Annotated in this window: 10 protein-coding genes; all 10 read right to left on the bottom strand. The window is 34.5% G+C overall.

The features are described 5' to 3' along the window. Positions 1–22 precede the first annotated feature (22 nt). Entirely contained in the window at positions 23–745 is a 723-nt protein-coding gene (locus CRN97_RS06850) for a glycosyltransferase family 2 protein (RefSeq protein WP_242962030.1), read from the bottom strand. 173 nt (positions 746–918) lie between these two features. Further along, positions 919–1983, bottom strand: coding sequence for an acyltransferase (locus tag CRN97_RS06855; protein WP_097076333.1), 1065 nt, complete (start codon positions 1981–1983; stop codon positions 919–921). Positions 1984–2088: 105 nt separating this feature from the next. Further along, positions 2089–3096, bottom strand: a complete 1008-nt coding sequence (locus tag CRN97_RS06860; protein WP_097076334.1) for an acyltransferase family protein — start codon at positions 3094–3096, stop codon at positions 2089–2091. Positions 3097–3111: 15 nt separating this feature from the next. Next, on the bottom strand, positions 3112–4638 hold the full coding sequence (locus CRN97_RS06865; protein ID WP_097076335.1) for a lipopolysaccharide biosynthesis protein: 1527 nt from the start codon (positions 4636–4638) through the stop codon (positions 3112–3114). A gap of 69 nt (positions 4639–4707) precedes the next feature. Then, complete coding sequence (locus CRN97_RS06870; protein WP_179670698.1) at positions 4708–5601, bottom strand: glycosyltransferase family 2 protein; 894 nt, start codon at positions 5599–5601, stop codon at positions 4708–4710. Positions 5602–5678: 77 nt separating this feature from the next. Then, the gene (locus CRN97_RS06875; protein ID WP_097076337.1) at positions 5679–6620 is read right to left on the bottom strand and encodes a glycosyltransferase family A protein; all 942 of its coding nucleotides are present in this window, start codon (positions 6618–6620) and stop codon (positions 5679–5681) included. A gap of 18 nt (positions 6621–6638) precedes the next feature. After that, on the bottom strand, positions 6639–7718 hold the full coding sequence (locus CRN97_RS06880) for a glycosyltransferase (RefSeq protein ID WP_097076338.1): 1080 nt from the start codon (positions 7716–7718) through the stop codon (positions 6639–6641). 12 nt (positions 7719–7730) lie between these two features. Then, positions 7731–8774: a glycosyltransferase family 4 protein gene (locus tag CRN97_RS06885; protein ID WP_097076339.1), complete on the bottom strand. Its 1044-nt coding sequence runs from the start codon at positions 8772–8774 to the stop codon at positions 7731–7733. Between the two features lie 274 nt (positions 8775–9048). Further along, positions 9049–13470 carry a leucine-rich repeat protein gene (locus tag CRN97_RS06890; protein ID WP_097076340.1) on the bottom strand — a complete coding sequence of 1474 codons (4422 nt, stop codon included), beginning with the start codon at positions 13468–13470 and terminating at the stop codon, positions 9049–9051. 271 nt (positions 13471–13741) lie between these two features. Then, positions 13742–21277 carry an InlB B-repeat-containing protein gene (locus CRN97_RS06895; RefSeq protein ID WP_097076341.1) on the bottom strand — a complete coding sequence of 2512 codons (7536 nt, stop codon included), beginning with the start codon at positions 21275–21277 and terminating at the stop codon, positions 13742–13744. Between the last annotated feature and the right edge of the window lies 1 nt (position 21278).

Here is a 21278-nt window from a genome sequence, read left to right on the forward strand (position 1 = left end):
ACATCAATAAGTAGTTTCTATTCTACCCCATATTCTTTTTAAATCTTCTAAAGTCGCCCAGGGCAGTAAATCCAATCTTAACGATTTTTGGGATATTTATAGAATTTACCCCAGCCTGTCTAGGCTTAAAAGAGATTTCTTTAAAAGAAATATTTTCATTGTAATAAGAAAACCAAGTTGTTAGCATAATATTTGGCAAATTGTAATCTACAGACATTCTATACAAATACTTTTTAACAGTTTCAGCCTTCATCAATCTAAAAGGAGCATTAGCATCAGGAACTCTAACACCAAAATATATTTTTAGCAAAGCACATACAGTATGTTCTACAAATGCCCTGTCATTTCCATCCTCTCGAATTACTCTATTCCCAAATATTCCATCATATCTATTGCGTTCATTCCAAAATGCTGCAAACTCATCTGGATTTGTTTGTCCATCTGAATCTGTCTGGAAAATATAATCTGCACCATTTTTTATTGCATAGTCATACAATGCTATTACTTTCGGACCATGATACTGATTTGTATTAGATAGAATTTCTATTTTAGGATAATTTGTCTTGCTCAAATTCATTAAAATTTCATGTGTTTTATCATTACTACCGCTATCTGCTATAACAAGTCGTGAATCTTCTGATTTTCCATCTAATAATGGGTACCATTGTTCAACAACAGTTTTAATATTATCTTCTTCATTATAAGCCGGCATAACAATATATAAAGTTTCCATAATTTTCTCCATAATATACTTTCATTTTTTATTGTAAATTTTGTGTTTCATTATAAAGTTTTTCTATTCAGGAATCCACAAACTCTAATAGTGTCATATTAATAAAATAAAAGCTTTATATTTACAAAAAGGATTATTCTTTTTTAATAATCCATTTTACATTTGTAACTGATTTTTATTTTGTTCTAAACACAATATTTTTTGATTATAGGGATATGATTTAATACAACTGACACAGTTAATGCACAAATAATTACTACCATTGAAACAACAGGTACCGAAAACAAAGCATTAAATGATGACGTACTAAAATTAAATACATTTGAAAACAATTCTATAAAAAATGCATGTACCAAAAATATACCAAACATATATTTAGATAAATTAAAAAATAAATAATTCAACTTCGAATTATTATATTGATGATACTTGAATAATGTATGTATACATATCGCTTCAGATAAAATGTTAACATTAAAATTGCCGTAATAATTACTGCAAGGTTGCTGTGTTTTTATTGCTATATTTGCATCTACTATAATAGTAAACGCAAATCCAATAACACCCATAATATAAATAATAATTCTATGCTTTTTCTCCAATTCAATGCTATCCAGATAGTATCCTAATACAAAATAAAAAGCATATCCCAATACCATATGCATCCCCAAAGTATCAATATCTGAATTAACTACACTTACTAATTTCGTTAATAGTTCATTATCTCCAACAACATAATCATTAATTAGTTTCATACTCCATGGTATCATCATAGAAAAAATAAATGATAAAACTAAAAAATACCGCAAAACAAATCCATCTTTGATTAGCTTTCTATAAAATGGTATACACATATAAAGTCCAATAATCATTATCATAAACCACATATGATAATGTCCAGAGACCACTGCCCCTATATTAGCCTTAATACCATAAACTATCCCTTTTTCAAATACTTCTTTTGTCATCAATGCATATAATATACTCCAAGTAATATAGGCAATTACCATCCTTAAAATATATGTACCATATATTTTTTCTAATGATAGTTCTTTGTTTAAAAACAAAGAACCACTGATCATTACAAAAATTGGGACTCCCCATCTTACCACACTATCGTAAAAGTTAAATATTTGCCATTGCATTCCGTTAACATCAGAACCATACCAATTCGAAGCTGACACATGTAGTACAACTACTGCAAGCGTAGCAATAAATCTGAGATAGTCGCAATATGTCTTTCTTTCCATGTCTCCTCCATATGTAGTAGATTAATAATATTGTATTAAACGCCACAATATATTCTATTAAGCACAATAATAATTATTCAAAATTTAACAAATTCCACTTATTTTTTAATAACCAATTAGTTTACTAAGTTTAGTTCGAACAAATAATAACTCGAGTATTTTCAAAAGCAACAATGATATTATCAAAACAATCATCCTTTTAGTATATTCTCCCACTAACGCCATTCTGCCATTTTCCACTACGCTCCTGCTAATTAGTATCGCAAGCTGATTTAAACATACATATACTAATGAATACTCTCCCACACTACAAATATAATTTTTTAACATACTACGCTTAGAAACAAATTTGTTATAAATATATTTTGAAAAATTAAGAAATGCTATTGACATACCAATGGAATTTATAAAAAATAGTGGAATATCTGGATATATTGCTGACTTCATATTAACATAACCAACCGAAATAATTGATGTATAGCTAAACAATATCATCATTATTAGCGTTTCGACAAAGCTTATATTCAAAAGCGTTTCACTGTGTTCTTTTACAATATGTCCTGCCTCAAACAAGACGATTCCCACAAGTGCAACATCCAAACTATACGGCAAGCGAATATTAGAATTGCCGTATAAGTAAAAACTAATCCCTGCTAAACAAATAATAACTATAGTTCTAGTATTCTTAGAACTTATACTTGCAATATAATCATATATAATATCTGCCCAAAATAGTGCAGGTAAAAACCATAAAGCGCCTGCAATCGGAATATTTCCATCTGTTGGCATTATAAGTAACGAATACAATCCACTTTTTTCTATAGAACCATAAAGCATATACGAAATCAAAATATTGATTACTCCAAATATAAAATACGGAATAAGCAATGATTTAGCCTTGCGACAAATTATCTCCCCCCCCCTATTTTTATGGAAGAAACCGGATATTACAAAAAACATTGGCATATGAAACGCGTGAATCCATTTATCAAACACTTCACCAAATCCAATATGCCCCATTATCATTAATAATATCCCTATAAATCTATATACGTCTATATATTCTATTCTTCCAGACACTTGTCCATCTATCGTTCTATTATGTTGCTTCATTATATTCCTATAGTTCTAATCCTTCCGTAAGATAACCTTAAACCAATCAAATGCTTCTCTGAAATCTTTTCTCTGTTTGCATACTAAGAATAATATTGCAGGTAAAACCGTACAACAAATTACCCCTTCGAATATTAACTCCGCCAACATTGATTGAAAATTAACCCACAATGAAACACTATAAAAAACAGCTCCTAATGTAATCATAATAACAAGGTAGCTAATAGAATTTAATAAATATTCTTTCATTCCATGTTCAAAATAACAATTAAAGATAACTAATGTAGCGCCAAGGAAGCCAAATATAAATAATGTTATTATAGTAGCAAGCATGATGCCAAAAGCCCCCCACTTAATAACCAAAATATAATTAAGAATAATATTTGATATTCCCTCTAAAATAATTCGAATACGGTTTTCCCAAAACAGTCCCGCTCCGTCCGAATATACCATACGTATATCCCCAAGTTTTGTAATAAAAAAATATATTGGGAAGGTTATCATAATATATTGGGGAAATATATACTCCGTTCCTACCCATAAACACATGAATGGTTGATATAAGCACAGCATTGTAATTGCCATCCATCCACTTATGCAAATATATATAGTGTGTAGTTTCATCATCTGACAATAGTTTTTTTCTTTACTTTCTATTGCTATACTATTCCCAACTCCTGCCATTAAGGATGTCAAAATAATTGATGTAAAACCATTTAACCCTGACAATATATAATAATAATTTGAATACATTGCAGCTTGTGTCAATCCCAAAAACATTGACATAAATATATTATCAAATGTATTTCTCGTAATACCACAAACTTTTCCTATCAATAAACCTGCAACATTAGATCTTATATTTTTTTTCAGTTCGTTTGATAGATGTCCTTTACATATTATTTCCGGATACATTCTATCGACGCATACAGAAATTATTATATTATTTAAAACCGTTCCAATAATCGAACTTACCAAGTAATAATAGAAATTATTTGTCACTACTAATACTATGATTTGTATTATAAGTACGAATGTTTGAACAACCACTCCCACTATACTTATAACATCCGTTCTTTGATGGGCACTTAATAAAGAAGATTTGTACGCAAACATCCAATATGAAACAACTGTATTTGCTACATACAACCAAAATATTAATGTCAAATTAAGATTTACCGGATACTCCCCCTTAATAAGATATCCTAAAAATGGAGTTAATAATACGCCTATAATAATTACTAGTATTCCAATTATCCTATATACGCGTTTATAAAAATTTAATAAAATTCCTATTGTTGTTAAATCATCTTCTGCTATAGGCTTATACATGTTATAAACTATAGCGCTCCCTATTCCCAATTCTGTCAAACTTAGCACTGACAGAATAGAACTAAATAAACTTTTTATACCTACATATTCAATTCCAAGAGTACGTATAGTTACTGTTTGTACTATGAATGGCAATACTATTACTACAAACTGGTTTATTATTCCAAAGAAAACATTTCTCTTAGTATTTTTTATTCTGTTAATCTTCATTTTTTACAATACACTCATCATTCTATCTAAATACAATTTAGAAAAACTGTCCCGCATATTCAGTATATTCTATTGGTTTCTTTTAATAAGCGCTAACCCTCTTTTTATTATATGTCCTATACTTGGCATAAATGGGATTTCATATATCGCCTTTAATCTATATACTTTAGTAGCTGTGATAAATCCATATTTTTTCAAAGCACCCCTCCACCAGTAAAACAAAAGACCATCCTGCATCCTTTTATATTCTTTATATTGCAATGCTTCTCTCATATAAACAATCTTTCTAGCTACTACTTCCGCTCTAATTAAATATGACTCTGGCGATACATCTTTTGTTATACTACCTGGCACTTCGTCAACATAATATATTACACTGTTATCCAATACTAATTCTTGAGCGGTCAGCCCCGTTCTTACTGAAAACATAACATCATTAGAGCACTTTATTTCATCAAATCTTATATGATTTTTCTTTATCATGCTTAGTCGATATAACTTTCCCCATGGTGGATCATAGCTCACACGTACATCTAATTTATCTCCATTGTCTATTCCTTTATGCACTTTATCTGAATAGATTTCACCTCTTTTTCCATCTACACAGAAACATACCATCTCTATTTTTTCTCGGTTTAAGTACTTATTTACATTAGTAAACCATCCATCTAAGAAATAATCATCACTATCTGCAAACATAATCCACTCTGTATCAGCTAGTTCTATCCCTTTGTTCCTAGCCCCCCCTGCGCCTTTTTTCCCAAAATCATTTTCTGCAAAAATCACATTGTTATATTTATCACAATAGTTTTTTATCTTTTCCTGCTCGTCCTCATTTGAATGATCATCAACAACAATCACCTTAACATATGAATCATTGTCGCCTTCATTTATACTTTCTATCAATCTCGTTATTGTATTATATGAGTTATAACTTGGTATTATTATAGATAATTTCTTCATGGTCATCGTTTTATAACTAAAGAATTATTTTTAAACAATCCTATCCTTTCATACACGATATCTCGCTTCGCCATAAATTACAGCAACATATTCATTTCTTGCAATCTAAGCCTAATTTTTAATATAATTCTTCCAATATAATATATAGGCATCTTCAGACATAAATAATAACAATAATATGCGGTATTCAGACCTATTTCATTAGCCCTCACTCGTAGACTTTTTTTCTTCAAACATGCCACTTTATTATACTCTCGAAAATATGATACTGCTTCCAGAGGATCCATTATCTTTATAGACTGCTTTATAAACTCTAGATAACCATTATAATTATTTAAATGCCCCTCTGTCTGATTTGCACCTGAGTTAGACAATCCTCCAGCTTGGTATTCAGCAATATATATTGGTGTATTGTACCATCTAATTGTATACCCTGCATCAGCAATTCTATCCCAAATTAATCTTTCCGTAACAAAATATTCGTCTTCATACTCTGGAAACGGAAATTTTCTTAGTAAATCTGTTTTATAAACTTCTGCTTTATCCCCCATTAAATGATTACAATATCTCTTAAGATTATTCACTTCAACATACTTGTTATTTTCAAGTTTTCCAACCCCACCAATAGTTTGATTGTTGGGATTAATACATATTCCTGCCACAGCAGCGATTTTTTTACTATCACCTAATTCTCCTATCCACGACAAAACAATCTCAATTGCATTGTCAGGTAGCCAATCATCGCTATCGACTATAAAAAAATACTCACAATCCGAAATTACTACTCCTTTGTTGATTGCCCTATGTTTTCCACCATGTTTTTGTTTTTCATATTTAATAGGAAATGGAGAATTTGAAATAACCGTATCAATCCAATTGTCTGTACCATCCGTTGATTCATCATCTATTATTATCCATTCAAAGGCTTTTTCAGTTTGTGCTAATAGTGATTGGTACAATCTTTTAAGTAGATTCAATCTGTTATATGTAGGAGTAAATACCGTAATTTTATATTTCATAGTTCTTGGCCTAATAAATCAGTTTTCCTTTCCTAATGATTTTAGATAAACTTCTATATATTTTTCTGCCATCGTCTTACTAGAGAATAATACCGATTTTTCCTTTGCTGCTTTTCCTATTGTTTCTCGAAATGACAAATTTTCTATTAGCATTTTTATAGCATCAACTAGCGAATCTATGTTTCGTCGAATTAATATTCCATTTTTACCATCATCAATCAAATCCGGTACTCCTCCAACATTTGTAGCCACACAAGGTAAACCTGCTGCCATAGCCTCAATTAGACTCATTGGCATCCCTTCATATTCGGACGGCAAAATAAAAATATCCCCTCTACACAATTCACTTTCTAGTGTAGAATGTGTGCCTTCAAGCAGTACATTATCCTCCAATCTTCTATCTTCAATCATTTTACTTATCTTTTTGCTATCCGGGCCTTCCCCGAAAAAATGAAATCTTATTGTTGGATACTCTTCCACTAATTTTTCACAAGCCTCAACCATCATTTCATGATTTTTAAGAGGTACAATTCTTCCAACATGATATATTTCAATGTAATCATTCAATACATATGATTCTTTACTTATAATATTCTCGACTGGTACTCCATTTTCTACCACCGGTATATCACGTTTAACCCTGTGTTCAATCTTCAAACTCTCATACACGCCAAAAGATATGGCTACAGGAATGCATTTATGCGAATTCCTATACAGCCATCCACATATTATTTTCCCTATACCACTTTGCTCCTTTTGAGCTATACTATGTAGCGTATGTATAATTTTAGTTTTCCCACTGGCCAACCAAACATACGGTAAAACATGCAAATGCGTATGTATTATATCTGGCTTTTCCTCATTTATTAAATTCTTAAGTTTTCTTATAGTTTTTATATCAAAGCCAACTTTTTTATCCAATGAATATAATTTTACGCCATTCTTTTTTAACTTATATTCAAGCGAAGATTCTCTCTCATAATATGTTACAACCATCACATTGTGCCCCATTTTTTGCAATTCACAACTTAAATTGCATAACATGGTTTCCGCGCCACCAATATCTAACACGGGAATAACCTGCATTATTTTCATCATAAAATCTCTTTCTTATAGCATTTTTATTTTTTCAATAGATACTCTAGGCGTATAATTTTTAGCTTTCGCTATACAAGCTTTCTTCATTTTTTTTATACTACTAGGATTAGCAACCGCATACTCCAATACATCATTAATCCCATTTTCTTCTTCAAAATTATATCCTATTCCAGAAACCCCGTCTTCAACAACATCATCAAAACTTTCCCACCTAGAAGAAATAACTGGCAATCCTGCTGCATATGCATCTATAATTGTTCCCGGTATGCCTTCTGTATAAAATTTTGTGGGGAATAATAAAACATAATAATTTTTCAATATCTCAGTAGATTTATCAAACGGTATTGTCCCCTTGTATTTAATGTAATCTGGACAAGCATCCATTAGTTGCTGAAACCACAAAACTTGTTTGTCATCTATTTGTCCATAAATATCCAAGGTGCATACTATTCTATTATAATCTTTGTTAATCTTCTTAACAGCATTGACAGCATCTTCTATTCCTTTTTCTTTCATTACTCTTGAAAAAGTACATAAAGCAAATGGCTCGCATAAATTATATATAAGTTCATCCTCTTCGAGTATATTCAAATCTTTAAAATTGGGCATAACAACTATATTTTCGAAATTTTGTTGTTTTAAAGCATCTTCCATTGTTGTTGTTTCAACATAAATAGCATCTATTTTTCTTAGGTATCTTACTAATAATTTATGATTGATACACATTTGAGGGAGCCAGCCTCCAATTACAGCATAATGAAGCTTGCGTTTATAAATCTGATTAAAAAAAACGAGCATAGGTGCTATTACGCGCACGCCATTATGCGCCGGAAAAATTATTATATTTCTGCAGTTCTTTAGTAGCTTTATAATACAGAATGGCAATGTCATTTTTTTTATTATACCACCATGAGTATCTACTTTAATAATTTCATCCGATCCCACTTTTTCTTCTAGAGCTTTAGTAACAGTTTTCGTTTTCACTGTCTGTCCATTTAATAATTCCTTACCAAACCCAAAATGACCGATAACGCCAATTGTTTTTTTATTTTTCATTAATCTGTTGCCTTCTAATTAAAATCTCACTATATTGAGTCACTTTATAAATATTACATTTCATTCTATCATATTCTATTATGTATTTCCTCGTATATGTACTATTAATATCGATATTTGCATGCTTCAGTCTTAAATGCTAAAATTAGGATGTTACAAATATGTTCTTGATGCTTGCGCATCACAGCGAAAGACTTGCCATTCTTTAGCAAGTCTTTTGTTTTTCCATATATAAATCATAAGGGGCAGCCATCTTGGCTGCCCCTCCATAAATCTACAACTTCTTCGCAACTATCTTAAACTTCACAGTCTTTGTTCCTGTAAATGCTCCATTGCCTTTGATTGTAACCTTTGCTGTACCGGCTTTTATATTGTTTGTGCATGATACGATTTCGTAGTCATTTGCGCTAAGTACAGTTGAGCCAATCTTTACAGTAATATCTGCTTTTTCAGGCACAATATAATGTCCTGTGTATGTCTGGTTAGCTACATTGATTGTTGCTTTTGACATATCGTAGATAACTTTGTATTTGCGTGTTACTGTTCCTGAATATGAACCCTTTCCTGTTATATCAACGTAGATATATGTTCCTGCCGGAATAATATCGGTCTTGTTAACCGCTGTTCCGGCATCAACAACTTCATATACAGTCTTTTTATTAACAACTCTTGTAACTACAGTTTCATTAGCATATCTATAATTCTCTAATACATAATTTCCACCGCCAAGTGCTTTGCCAGTATACAGGTTCATGGCAGTAACCTTTGGTATGTATGAATTAGCTTTACCACTGTATGTTACATTTGAAGCTGTTATGCTTACAATATTTGCATCTGTTAAATCATAAGAAGCAGCTATTGAATAGTCTACTGATTTTGTTCCTGTGTAGTAACCCTTGCCTGTGAGAATCATTCTAACTTCAGAACCTGCAGCATAAACTGTCTTAGAATTAGCTGGCTCAAAGTCTGCCTCTCCAGGTTGCTTAACTTCAAATGATATAACTGTGTAATCAGTATTTTTCTTTAATGTTGCAGTTCCATCTACAACTGAATAAGTAACTGGCTGATAAACATTCTTCTTTCCAGTATAGATAGCTGGAAGTAAGTTAGTCACATTGAGTGTATCTATATCAACTTTAGTTATCTCATAAGTAAATGATGTTGTACCAGCATAATTTCCCTTACCTGTAAGAGTCATTGTAGCTGTTATAACGCCTGTTGTCTTGTCCGTCTTTGTTGTGATTTTCTTTGTGTAATCCGTCTTTTCAACAAGTGTTTTTCCTGTTGATACAAGTGTTATTGAAGTAAGACCGCTCAAATCTGTTTTGTTGTAAGGGACTGCAGCAGCCTTTTGAATCTCTATTGCAGTACCGCCTGATGTATTAGCCTGATTCAAGTTGAGTGCTGTAATCTTGTAAGTCTTAGCTACGCTACCATAGTAATTTGAACCGTCAAAGGTAATTGTTGCAGTAGCTGTACCTACCTTTACATTGTTCATGTATGTAACACTATACTCACTAGCTGGAACAGTTTCTCCAGTCTTTGTATAAGTAATTGTTAATGCTGGCTCTTTTTCTGTACCATCATATACTAAGCTTGTGTTGTCTAATGCAATTTTTACATTAGATGATGTGAGTTTAATCGCATTTGCTGACTGAGCAGTTATGCCAAAACAATATTCTTTGCTTCCAGAAATACTTCCTTTGCCCTTTATTGTCATTGTAGGAGCAATGCTTGTGCCCTTTGCATTTTTAGCATCATAATCAGCTACTTTTGTGTTATTAGCATAAGAAACTGTATAATCTGTTCCTTCCACTAACTCAGTCTTGCCATAATAAACTACATAATCATCGCCATTAACGAACTTGACTGCTGCACCTGTGTATATAGTCTTAACAGATGACTCATCCCACTCTGCAGTGTTCTTGTACTGAACCCACAATGCATTTGCCTTATCGCTTGTATAACCATTTGGAGCTGATGCATCAACTACTGTTACTGACACTGTAGCCTCCGCACTGTCAACACCATCTAATGATGCTGTAGCTTTTATTGTATATGTACCTTCTTCAGCCAACGCAATGTTTGAAGAGTATACACCTTCTTTATATGTGTTCGAGCTAGAATCAGTAATTGTGTAAGAAATACTAGCTCCTGATGTTTCTGAAGTGAGATATAATTTTGTGCCAGTTTGCACTTCATCTCCATCGCTAAGTACGCCATAACCAACTGCATTTATTTCTGGAGTTTCAACTTCTGTTACAGTTGATTTATATTTTGCCTTAAGTGTCTGTCCAGCTGCAGTTGCCTTAACAACTGTACTGTCTGTTACTAATTCATTGTTCTCATCAAACCATCCAATAAATATCTTATTGGCTGGTGCTGTTACTGTTGGCAAACCAAACGATGTTATGCTGTCGTGCTCGCCATATTTTCCATTAAGGGCAACTCTAATTGTGCTATAGGCAACTGTTCCACCTGCTGCATCAAGAGTAACATCATAAAATGTTGGGCCAACCCACTTTGCATAAAGTGTAGCCTTGCCTGTTAATGAACTAATAGGTATATAAGAATATGATGTGTTATTTCTTCCAATTGGCTTGGTAAACTTTGCATCCAAATACCAGCCTGCAAATACATATCCTTCCTTCACTGGATGATGCAAAAGAATATTCGAAGAACTTCCCTCATCATTTACATAGCTTGATGGATATGTTCCAACAGCTGAGCCTCCGTTCAATTGATAGCCAAGCTTTGTTGAAAAAATAATCTGATTCTTACTAAGCCATCCTTTTGAAATTGCCACCTTTAAAGCAGCATATGTTTTCGTTGATGTGCTTGTAATATAAATATCTAATGATGACTGATCTGTTCCTTCCAATCCATACTCTGCTCCATTTACCACACTTACGATATTGTCTCCCAGATATAGCTCATCAAGGCTGGACATATGTCCAAGGGCTCTATATGGCAAAGATGTTACATTAGATGATACTGTAAGCTTTCTTACACTGCTACATCTATCAAAAGCAGCTTTTCCTAGGCTTGTAACATTATTAGGGATAGTTAATTCCCTAACGCTAGTACATCCCATAAAAGCATATGCGCCGATTGAAGAAACCTTCGAACCGATTGTTATGCTAGACGCACTTGTACACCATTCAAACGCATGACTTGGAACACTGGTCATTGTGTCAGGTATTACAATTGACTTCAATGATGAACAACTCTTAAATGCTCCAGAACCTAATGATTTAAGCTTGCTAGGTAACACAATGTTAGTTAAGTTAGAGCAATCTTCGAATGCACAGGTACCAATTGATGTAACTGCATCTCCTTCAAACTCAATACCATAAATATTAGAAGCATTAAATGCATAATCAGCAATCTTTGTTACTGATGCTGGAATAGTGATTGTTGTACCACTTGCAAATCCTGCATGATAGAAAATCTTTGGAACAGTTGTCATTCCTTCAGGTAAAATAACAGAAGAAATTTTACATCCAGTAAATATATATCCATATTCTGAAGAAAGCTTTGTGCTATTAACTACTAGCGTGGTTAATCCAGAATTTCTAAAAGCTTCATCATGAATTACTGTAACATTCTCTGGAATAGTAATTGATGTAAGAGAAGTACAATTATAAAAAGCCTCTGTTCCAATAGTTGTAAGTGCACTATTGTCTCCAAAGCTTACGCTTGCAAGCTTTGTACATCCTAAGAATGAATAATTACCAATTCCTTCCAGTGTCTCTGGAAATGAAATTGAAGCAATGGATGTACAATTCTGAAATGCATCTGTTGCAATTGATCTTAATCTACTTCCACTTGCAAAATCCAAGTTAGCAATAGTATATGTAGTGCCATACGCTTCAAAAGCACTTTTTTCAATTTTTCTAACTGAAGCAGGAATATGCACTGTTGCATTAGGACCGTAGCCAGCTTCACTCATAAACTTTGATGGTAAAGACGAAATGCCTTCTGCAATCTTTATATCTGTAAGTGCACAATCGCTAAAAGCTTTACCTGTCACACTAAGTGATGATGTACATTTAAACTCAATACTTGAAATATTTGTACAACCCGCAAATGCACCATCTGGAATCACTGAAAGTGACTCCGGGAAAATCACTGTTGTAATCTTCGCCTTATCGCCAGCTGATAAGCCTGAGAAACAATTAACATCAATAGATTCTGCCCCCTCAGGGATTTCAACAGTACCATTAAAAGTCGAACCAGGAACAAAAGCAGTTAAAGTTCCGTTTGCAGAAATAGTGAATGAATCTTCGTCTGCAGCATTAAGAAGTTCCTCTTCCTCTTCTTCCTCAACCTCTTCCAAATCTTCCTCAGATTCTTCCGCGGATTCCTCTTCTGTTTGCTCTTCAGTCTGTTCCTCTGTCACCTCACCATTTGTAGGTTCTTCTGTGACAGTCTCTTCTGTACCAGTAGGTTGCTCTACTTCACTTTGAGAAGTATCTGCTGGTTCTGAATCGTCTGATGATTCTTCGGATTCTTCCTCTTCCGCTTCCTCTTCATTTTCCTCATTAAGAATAGTTTGTTCCTGTTCCTCTTCCTCAACATTCTGAGTCAAAGTTGTGTCGTCAATTCCAGCTGCATATACCTGCATTTGAACCGACTGAAACGCAACTATTACCGTCACGAGCATAGCTAAAAATTGCCTGCTAAGCTTGTTCATTTGTACTACCTCCAAATTTCTTTCTACCTAAGTACATTAGTATCTATATCATTTATATCGACATGTTTAGTAACGTTAATTGTGAACAAATCTTTAAAATCTATCCAAAAACCATAACATTTGCCACGATTCAAGATTATACTAACTCAATACGCTTACTGTCAATAAATTCAGATTTTATAACACTAATTGTATTTACAGTCCATTAATTCGATTGTAATTAAAATCTCAAAGCAGGAAAGAGCAAGGCCAAGGCCTTGCTCTTTCGCTTTTATTTATTCTTTTTTACGTATTTAGCATAGATTGTAAGAGTTTGACTTGGCTCTATATAACCCGATGCATCGATTTTTGTTCCTTTGACTCCAAGCTTTTCTGTAAACTCAGGATCTGTATACCATCCCTCAAATACATATTTCTTTGAATCAACCTTGAATGATGGTTGTGGTAACGTAAATACCCCATTACCACTTTGTGTAACAGCCATCGTACCCTTAGTCACCAATTTTTCTCCGTTAATGGTCTGTTCTGGTACTACATATGAAAGCTTATAACTCATAGACTTCGCATTAATATTAAATGTATAAGATAATGAACCACCATAGTTTCCTATACCTTCTAATATTATAGTTGCTTTGCCTTTCTTAAGATTATTCTTATAACCTGCAATTCGATAGTCCTGTGCACTCAACTCAGTTTTTCCTATTTTTACTGTAGTTATATTCGAATCTTTATCAATTAATTGTGCTTTACCTGTATAGTTTGTACCATTCTTCAAAGTACCATTTGGATTAATTGTAATTGTAGCCTTAGATAAGTCTCCAGCTATAACTTTATAGTTTACAATCATTGACTCATCATAATTACCAATTCCAGTTATCTTTACATTTATACTAGTTCCTGCTGGTATGATATCTGTTTTCTGTACTGTGTCGCCTGCCATTCTTTTTACTGAGACAAGTTTCTTGCCTTCCTTGACCTGTACGGTTGTAGCATCCTCATATGTATATTCATCGTCAGTAAGTTTTTTATAATCTTTTCCTGCTACAAGTTTTTTGCCGTTAGAATCTGTCAACACCGGTACAGACTTATATGCCCCCGCTTTTGAACTTGCAACTATGTCCGCGCAAGTAACATTTGTAATTTCGGAAATATCCTTAGCATTGATAGAATACTCAACGCTAATACTATCTCCATTAAAATTGTTCTTTGGAACTGCGGTAAATGTTACATTCGACAAAGCATCGGTTTTGCCAGTCCATTTTAGTGTAAAGTTTGCTTTAATCTGGGCATCATTCAATTCTGCCCCATTGAAGATAAGCTTAGGTGTTTGCTTTACACCATTCTTTATATATGAAACATTTTCATCATATACTACTTCAATTTCAGATGTATCAGCCTTGGTTATCTCAAACTGTTCCTTTGGTTGGAAACTTCCTGCATACTTGTTAATACCTTTTATAGTAATAACTTTCTTTCCTACATTAGTTGAATCTTTTGGCATTACTACCTCAAAGTCTTCCCCTAAATCAAGAGATGTCTCATTTCCATCATTGTCGACCAGCTTAACACTTACGTCCAATTCAGAAGCTTCTATAGCCTCGTTTTTAAATACAAACGATTTATTTCCTATTTCAATCTTTGTATTCTTTGCTGTCAATGTAGCAGCTGTAACTATCTGATAACCATAGCTTACACTACCAGCATATTTTCCAATGCCATAGATTGTGTCAGTCGCCTTTCCTAGCGCTGTGCGATTTGAACGAACTAGTCTGTAATCCTGGCCTTCCTTAAGTTCAACTCCATTACATTTTACAACTGAATAATCCTGATTATTTTCACCTATTTTCCAAATCAACTTCTTTTCAAAACCAGGGATTGTAAGATTCTTGGCTGTGAGTTTTATAGGCGCTGTATACTCATCCTTCGATTGAGTAGTGTAGTTCAATACTGCAATGCCTTTATAATTGCCTTTTCCCTTAATAACCACCTGTTTTAATCCAGGATTCTTTGTCAAGGCAACAACCTCTGTTGTTATCTGATTGCCATCAGGTGATGTAATTGTACTTGGAGTACTATACTCGCTGTATTCAATGGTGTAGTCCTTCTTGTTTGCAAGAATTACGTTAGCACCATTTCTGAAATCTGTTACTATTACTGCCGGTTTAACTAATGACTTTGCTTGAACGTAATAAGCTCCATTTTGTAGCATCTTAGTGCAAGCATCTAAATCCTTTGGAGTAATCTTGATAGTCTTAGCATATGTACCGCTATAATTGCCTTTTCCAGTAATAGTAATTGTCATATTTCCGGCATTAGTATTACCTTTAATAGCATATGCGTAATCTGTCTTATTCTTTAATAACTGAGTTCCATCATATACTCTGAAATCTGTATCTGGAGTGAATACATAGGCTGCCCCCTTGTATTCATAACTATCTGCCAGTCCTGCAATCCAAATTCCTTCAGGTTTGCCTAACGCAATGTACTCATCCAAATCCTCTTCTAGAATTCCCGATGGCATCTCTACAACTGTAAATGTCTTGCTTACTACATCACTATCTTCCCAATTATCTTTTTTAGCAACGAAATAGTACGTATATGTTGCGACCTCATTTAATGTGATATCGCTGCTAGTACAATCCACTAAACCATCTAAGTTAGCCTCAGTAGTATAGAATACTTTCGCTCCATTTGTAGCTGAAGATGCACATACTGTCGAGCCTATTCCAACTGTTTCCTCATCATCTCCATATGTATATGCAACGCTTACTTCTGGCTTTGCAACCTTTTGCATATTTTCCCAACGTGCGTAAATTGTCTGGTTTTCCGATAACAAGAAAACACTTTCAGGTGTAATCTCGTGTGTCCAAACTCCATTGTCTGTATACCAGCCTACTAAGTACTTACCTTTGCATGTAGGCACTGGGAATTCACCATACTTGCCATACATGTCACCTTTCTTCAGTACTATTGTCTCAGTTTTAATAGCATTAGAACTCTCATCGATTCCAAAGCTTCCATAAGTAGCATCAAATGTAATATCATATCCATCTCGTAACCAATTTGCCACTAATGTATGGTTTGAACTTCTGGTTACTGAAGTTGAATCGTATACTTTTTCGCCATCTACATTATCCAAATGCCATCCCTCAAATAAATAATTATTCTTGGTAGGTGTTGGAAGTTCACCATAGGCCGAGTCAAATGTAACCTCTTTCGAAGTCATATCAACTTGTCCACCATTAGCATCAAAGTTTACTGTATAACTGTTTACTTTCCACTCAGCATAAACATATAAGTCTGATGTTGAATTTACGATTGTATTTTCATCAATTACTGGATCTGACTCTGTATAACCATTATGCCATGCCACAAATGTGTAGCCTTCTTTTACTGGCACCGGAAGAGTTCCTAATTTATCTCCAAATTTCACTTCCTTAGAAGTTGTGTCTAACGTTCCACCATTGGCATGGAATGTAACCGTATAACTGTTTGCTTTCCACTCAGCCACAATAGTATGATCTTCTGCTGTATCAACTATAGAAGATCCGGTTATCACCTCTCCATCAACAGTATTAAGATGCCAATTTGCAAATGTGTAGCCAGGTCTATATGGAGGTTTCAAATATCCATATGTTTGACCAAAAGTAACATTTGTGCTCGTACTTCCAATTGTTCCACCATTTGCATCGAAAGATATCTGAACTACTTTTGCCTTCCAATGAGCGTACAACTTCTGATTACTTGTTAAATAACACATTGACTCTGAAGTAATATGAGTACCCGCAGTTACCGTTGTATACCATCCTGCAAATGTATAGCCCACTCTAGTTGGTGTTGGCAACGCTCCATAAGTTTGGTCATATTCTACAGTCTTAGAATTAATTTCTAATTGCACATTATCCCCATTAGGATTAAATGTAATTGTATATTCATTAGCTTTCCAAGTAGCCACCAACTTATGATTACTTGCTGTCTCCACAATAGTAGATGTTGTTATTAATTCTCCATCTGCCGCTCCTAAATGCCAGCCAGTAAATGTATAACCTGTTCTTTTAGGAGTTGGTAATCCCGCATACTCTTTTCCATATGTAACAAATATCGAAGAAACAGATCCACTATCAAAAGTTACCTTATATTGCATTCCGGTCCAATGGGCATACAAACTATGATTCTCTGTCTGGGTCACGCTGGTTGTACTTGTAACCTTAGTTCCAGCATCTGCTGATGTATACCAGCCTTCGAATTTATATCCCTCTCTTGTTGGTGTTGGCAAAGTACCATATGTACTGTTATATGTAACACTCTTACTATCAGTACCACACTCACCACCATTAGCATCGAATGTGACTGTGTAAGTGCCTGCACTCCAACGAGCGTACACTGTGACATCACTATCTCGATTCATTACAGTTTCTTCTGTAACTTTTGTTCCAGAATATGTGGATGTATACCATCCATCAAAGCTATATCCTGCACGAGTTGGCACTGGTAATTCTCCATATGCCGAGTTATAAGCCACCTTCTTACTTGTAGTAGTTACTTCCCCTCCATTGGCATTAAATGAAAGTGTGTAATCTTTTATTTTCCACTTTGCTACTAATGTATGGTCAGCTGCAATACTCACAATTGATGTAGACTCAATTAATTCTCCATCTACATTATTTAAATGCCATCCTTCGAAAGTATAACCTGTTTTAGTAGGAGTGATTAGTGTTGGATACTTACTTCCATAATATACAGATTTACTTGACGCATAGCCTGAGCCTCCATTGAAATCATAAGTAACCGTATATCGATTAGCGCTCCACTTTGCTACCAATGTATGATTAGATGCAACAGATACAATTGACGATTCAGTTACACTACTGCCAGTTTCAGAGTTGACTCTCCAGCCCTCGAATTTATAACCTTCTCTGGTCGGTGTTGGTAATGTTCCATACTTACCAGCATTTTTGACAACTTTACTTTCGATATCACATGTACCACCATTTGGGTCAAATATGACTGTACATTCTTCTGCTTCTCCATATTGAGGATAAACGTAGATGCTCGAGCCCAAACTATAGCAATTTAAATCTTCTCTGTATGTATATGGTAGATTATCTACTGTTATTTCCGTAATTGGATTATTTCCAGCTTCATCTAAAGACCAATACATAAAAGCTTTGCCAGTACTTCCAACATAATTATTTGGATTAGTATAAGCTTCTTCCGCAGTTGGTAAAGTATATGGCAAATCATCTATTTTCAGGTATTTGCATATTTGATTTGTGCTAGTTGTAAACCCTGTCAAATCACTATTAGGCTCTACCATTCCTACATAATAAGCCATCTTTTGCCATTTAGGATAAACAGTAAGATTTCCTGTACATTCACTAAGCTTTTTAGCTCCGTCATTTTGCTTAGCACCATTAACATTTTCCCAACCAAAAATTTCTTGGGTTAACTCTGCATCACTGTACCAGCCAGCTAAATAATAGCCCTTCTTAATTGCGATAGTATTTGTTGGTAAATTACAATCCTCTACAGAGTCAGTATAATATGTCTTATAAGATTTAGTCATTATCACATCATCATCTAAAACATATGTGATTGAATAAGGCTTAACTGTTACTGATATGCTTACTTCATATTCATTACCGGAAGCATCTGTGTATGTTCCAGTTACCGCGGTAGTTCCTTTCTTTTTTCCAATGGTGATAACTCCATCAGAACTTACTGTAGCAACACCTGAATCATTAACTGACCAATTTATAGCAGATACATCTTCAGTTACTGAGCCTGTTGACAACTTTATTTCATGTGTTGTTCCTGGAAGGTCTTTAATTCTGCCATTTTCTACTGAAAGCTTTCCTGGCACCGATTGACTAGTTGTATTGTTCGTAAATAGTTTTACACATGCATCGCTAGAACAACGTGTGTTTCTATCACCTTTTATCACAAAGCCTTTATCCGACTGAATTCTATGTTCAATATCACCGACAGCCACACCAGCAGCTTCACATACAGCATGGGCTACTTTTCCTGTCGGTACACTTATCTTCACTGTGACAGTAACTTCGCTATCTTTCGAAATGTTTAATGCTGACGAAAGAGGGATGGTATAAATACCCGCTGTTGTATATGTCTTCTGTCCCGAACTACTATTTTTCCCGTCAGAAACAGTAACCTTAACAGAAGCATTTGCATCCATAATTTCCACAGCTACTGCCTCGACAGATTCACCTGCAGATACCTTGTATGTTGTATAATATTCAATCTGATTTGCGCCATCGTTATCATAGCCATAAGTATTATTACTAGTCGCATAAGCATAAACATTGTCATATATATTCTTTGACACTGAAAAAGCTGTTACATTCTTGCTTGATAAAAGTCCTGCATCATAATAAGAAAGCCAAAAGTACCCATTTTTTCCATAGTCATCCAGCCCCCAGCTATTTCTAACTAGCCATGCTCCATCGCCACTAGGCTTGCAACTACTGTAGAAATTGTCCTTTGAGAAATTGTCATCCCATCCTACAATAGCAACGGCATGATTTGTGCGTGACATTGTGCCATAGAATGAATTGTATGTAGCACTATATCTAACAACTGCTCCACTTTGATATTCACCTGTCTCTGCCCAAAATGAAGCACTAACTGCGCCATGATCCAAAATCGCCTGCTTGATTAATGCTTTGTCATTTAGACTGATTTTATAAACATCAGTGACTTCCGCATAATCTTTGCTAACAGCATATTTAGAATCTGGCTGTGCACTATTTCCAAGCTGATATGGAACATACTCTTCTTTTACCGGACCGACCTTGTTCATAAGAGCCTCGGAAGCGATTGAAACATTTCCACCATTATCTAGCCATTTGCCAGCCTCGCCTGTATAGGAATAAGTGTCATTGTTATGACAATTTTTAGGATCAACGTAACCAAATGTGGTGTAATAAGCTAGCTGAAGTTCTGATAAATCAATACTTCTGCTTTCGCCACTGTTTTTTATCAAATCTGCTTCGATAGATGCCATGGCTGAAAAGGACCAACACGCACCTTCTGCACCCTGGTCACGAATCTCTGGTAAGTATCCTGCTGCATAGCCATCAAACTTTGCGTCTTGGACACCAGCGCTAACCATGTCACTTGTTATTTTTCCAACTGATGGCACATCATATCCTTCATCAGTATCTATATAACCTGTTGGTCCCGATGTCTCATCATCTACCTCAACTATAAGTGTAGGTGTTTTAGCATCCTTAGAAATCTTGTAATCGGTATTAATAACTGGCTCGAAGGTATATGTACCTAAAGTATCATCGTAATCATCCACAGGAACCCAATCGTATATACGGATTTTTACTTTTTCTTTTCCAATATTAGCTACTACATATTCCGGAAACTGCTTCTCCAAGCTTGTAAGAGCCAACTTATACTCTGTATGAATAGTTTCTAATTCATCAAAGCTGACAATCTCATCACTTTCAGCTTCCTCTACTAACTCTTCTTCAGTTTCTTCTTCATTTTCAGTTAGTTCATCTGACTGCGATTCTTCAGATGTACTTTCTTCAGAAGGATTTTCAACCTGTTCACCTTGTTCAACTGATTCTTCCGGTTCTGTTGTTTTCCCTGCTCCTTCTGTTTCTGTTTGCTCTTCATCCCCTCCCTGTTGGGCATCACTTTCTGCCGGTTCTTCCTCTTTTACTATTTCCTCGTCCTGAACCACTGGTTCTTCTGCATAGACGGTTAAATCTAACGAGGAAAAGGCAAGAAACATTGCCAATACAAAACTTATTATTCTATTACTCTTTTTCATT

The sequence above is a fragment of the Pseudobutyrivibrio ruminis DSM 9787 genome (assembly GCF_900218035.1).
Classification (GTDB): domain Bacteria; phylum Bacillota; class Clostridia; order Lachnospirales; family Lachnospiraceae; genus Pseudobutyrivibrio; species Pseudobutyrivibrio ruminis.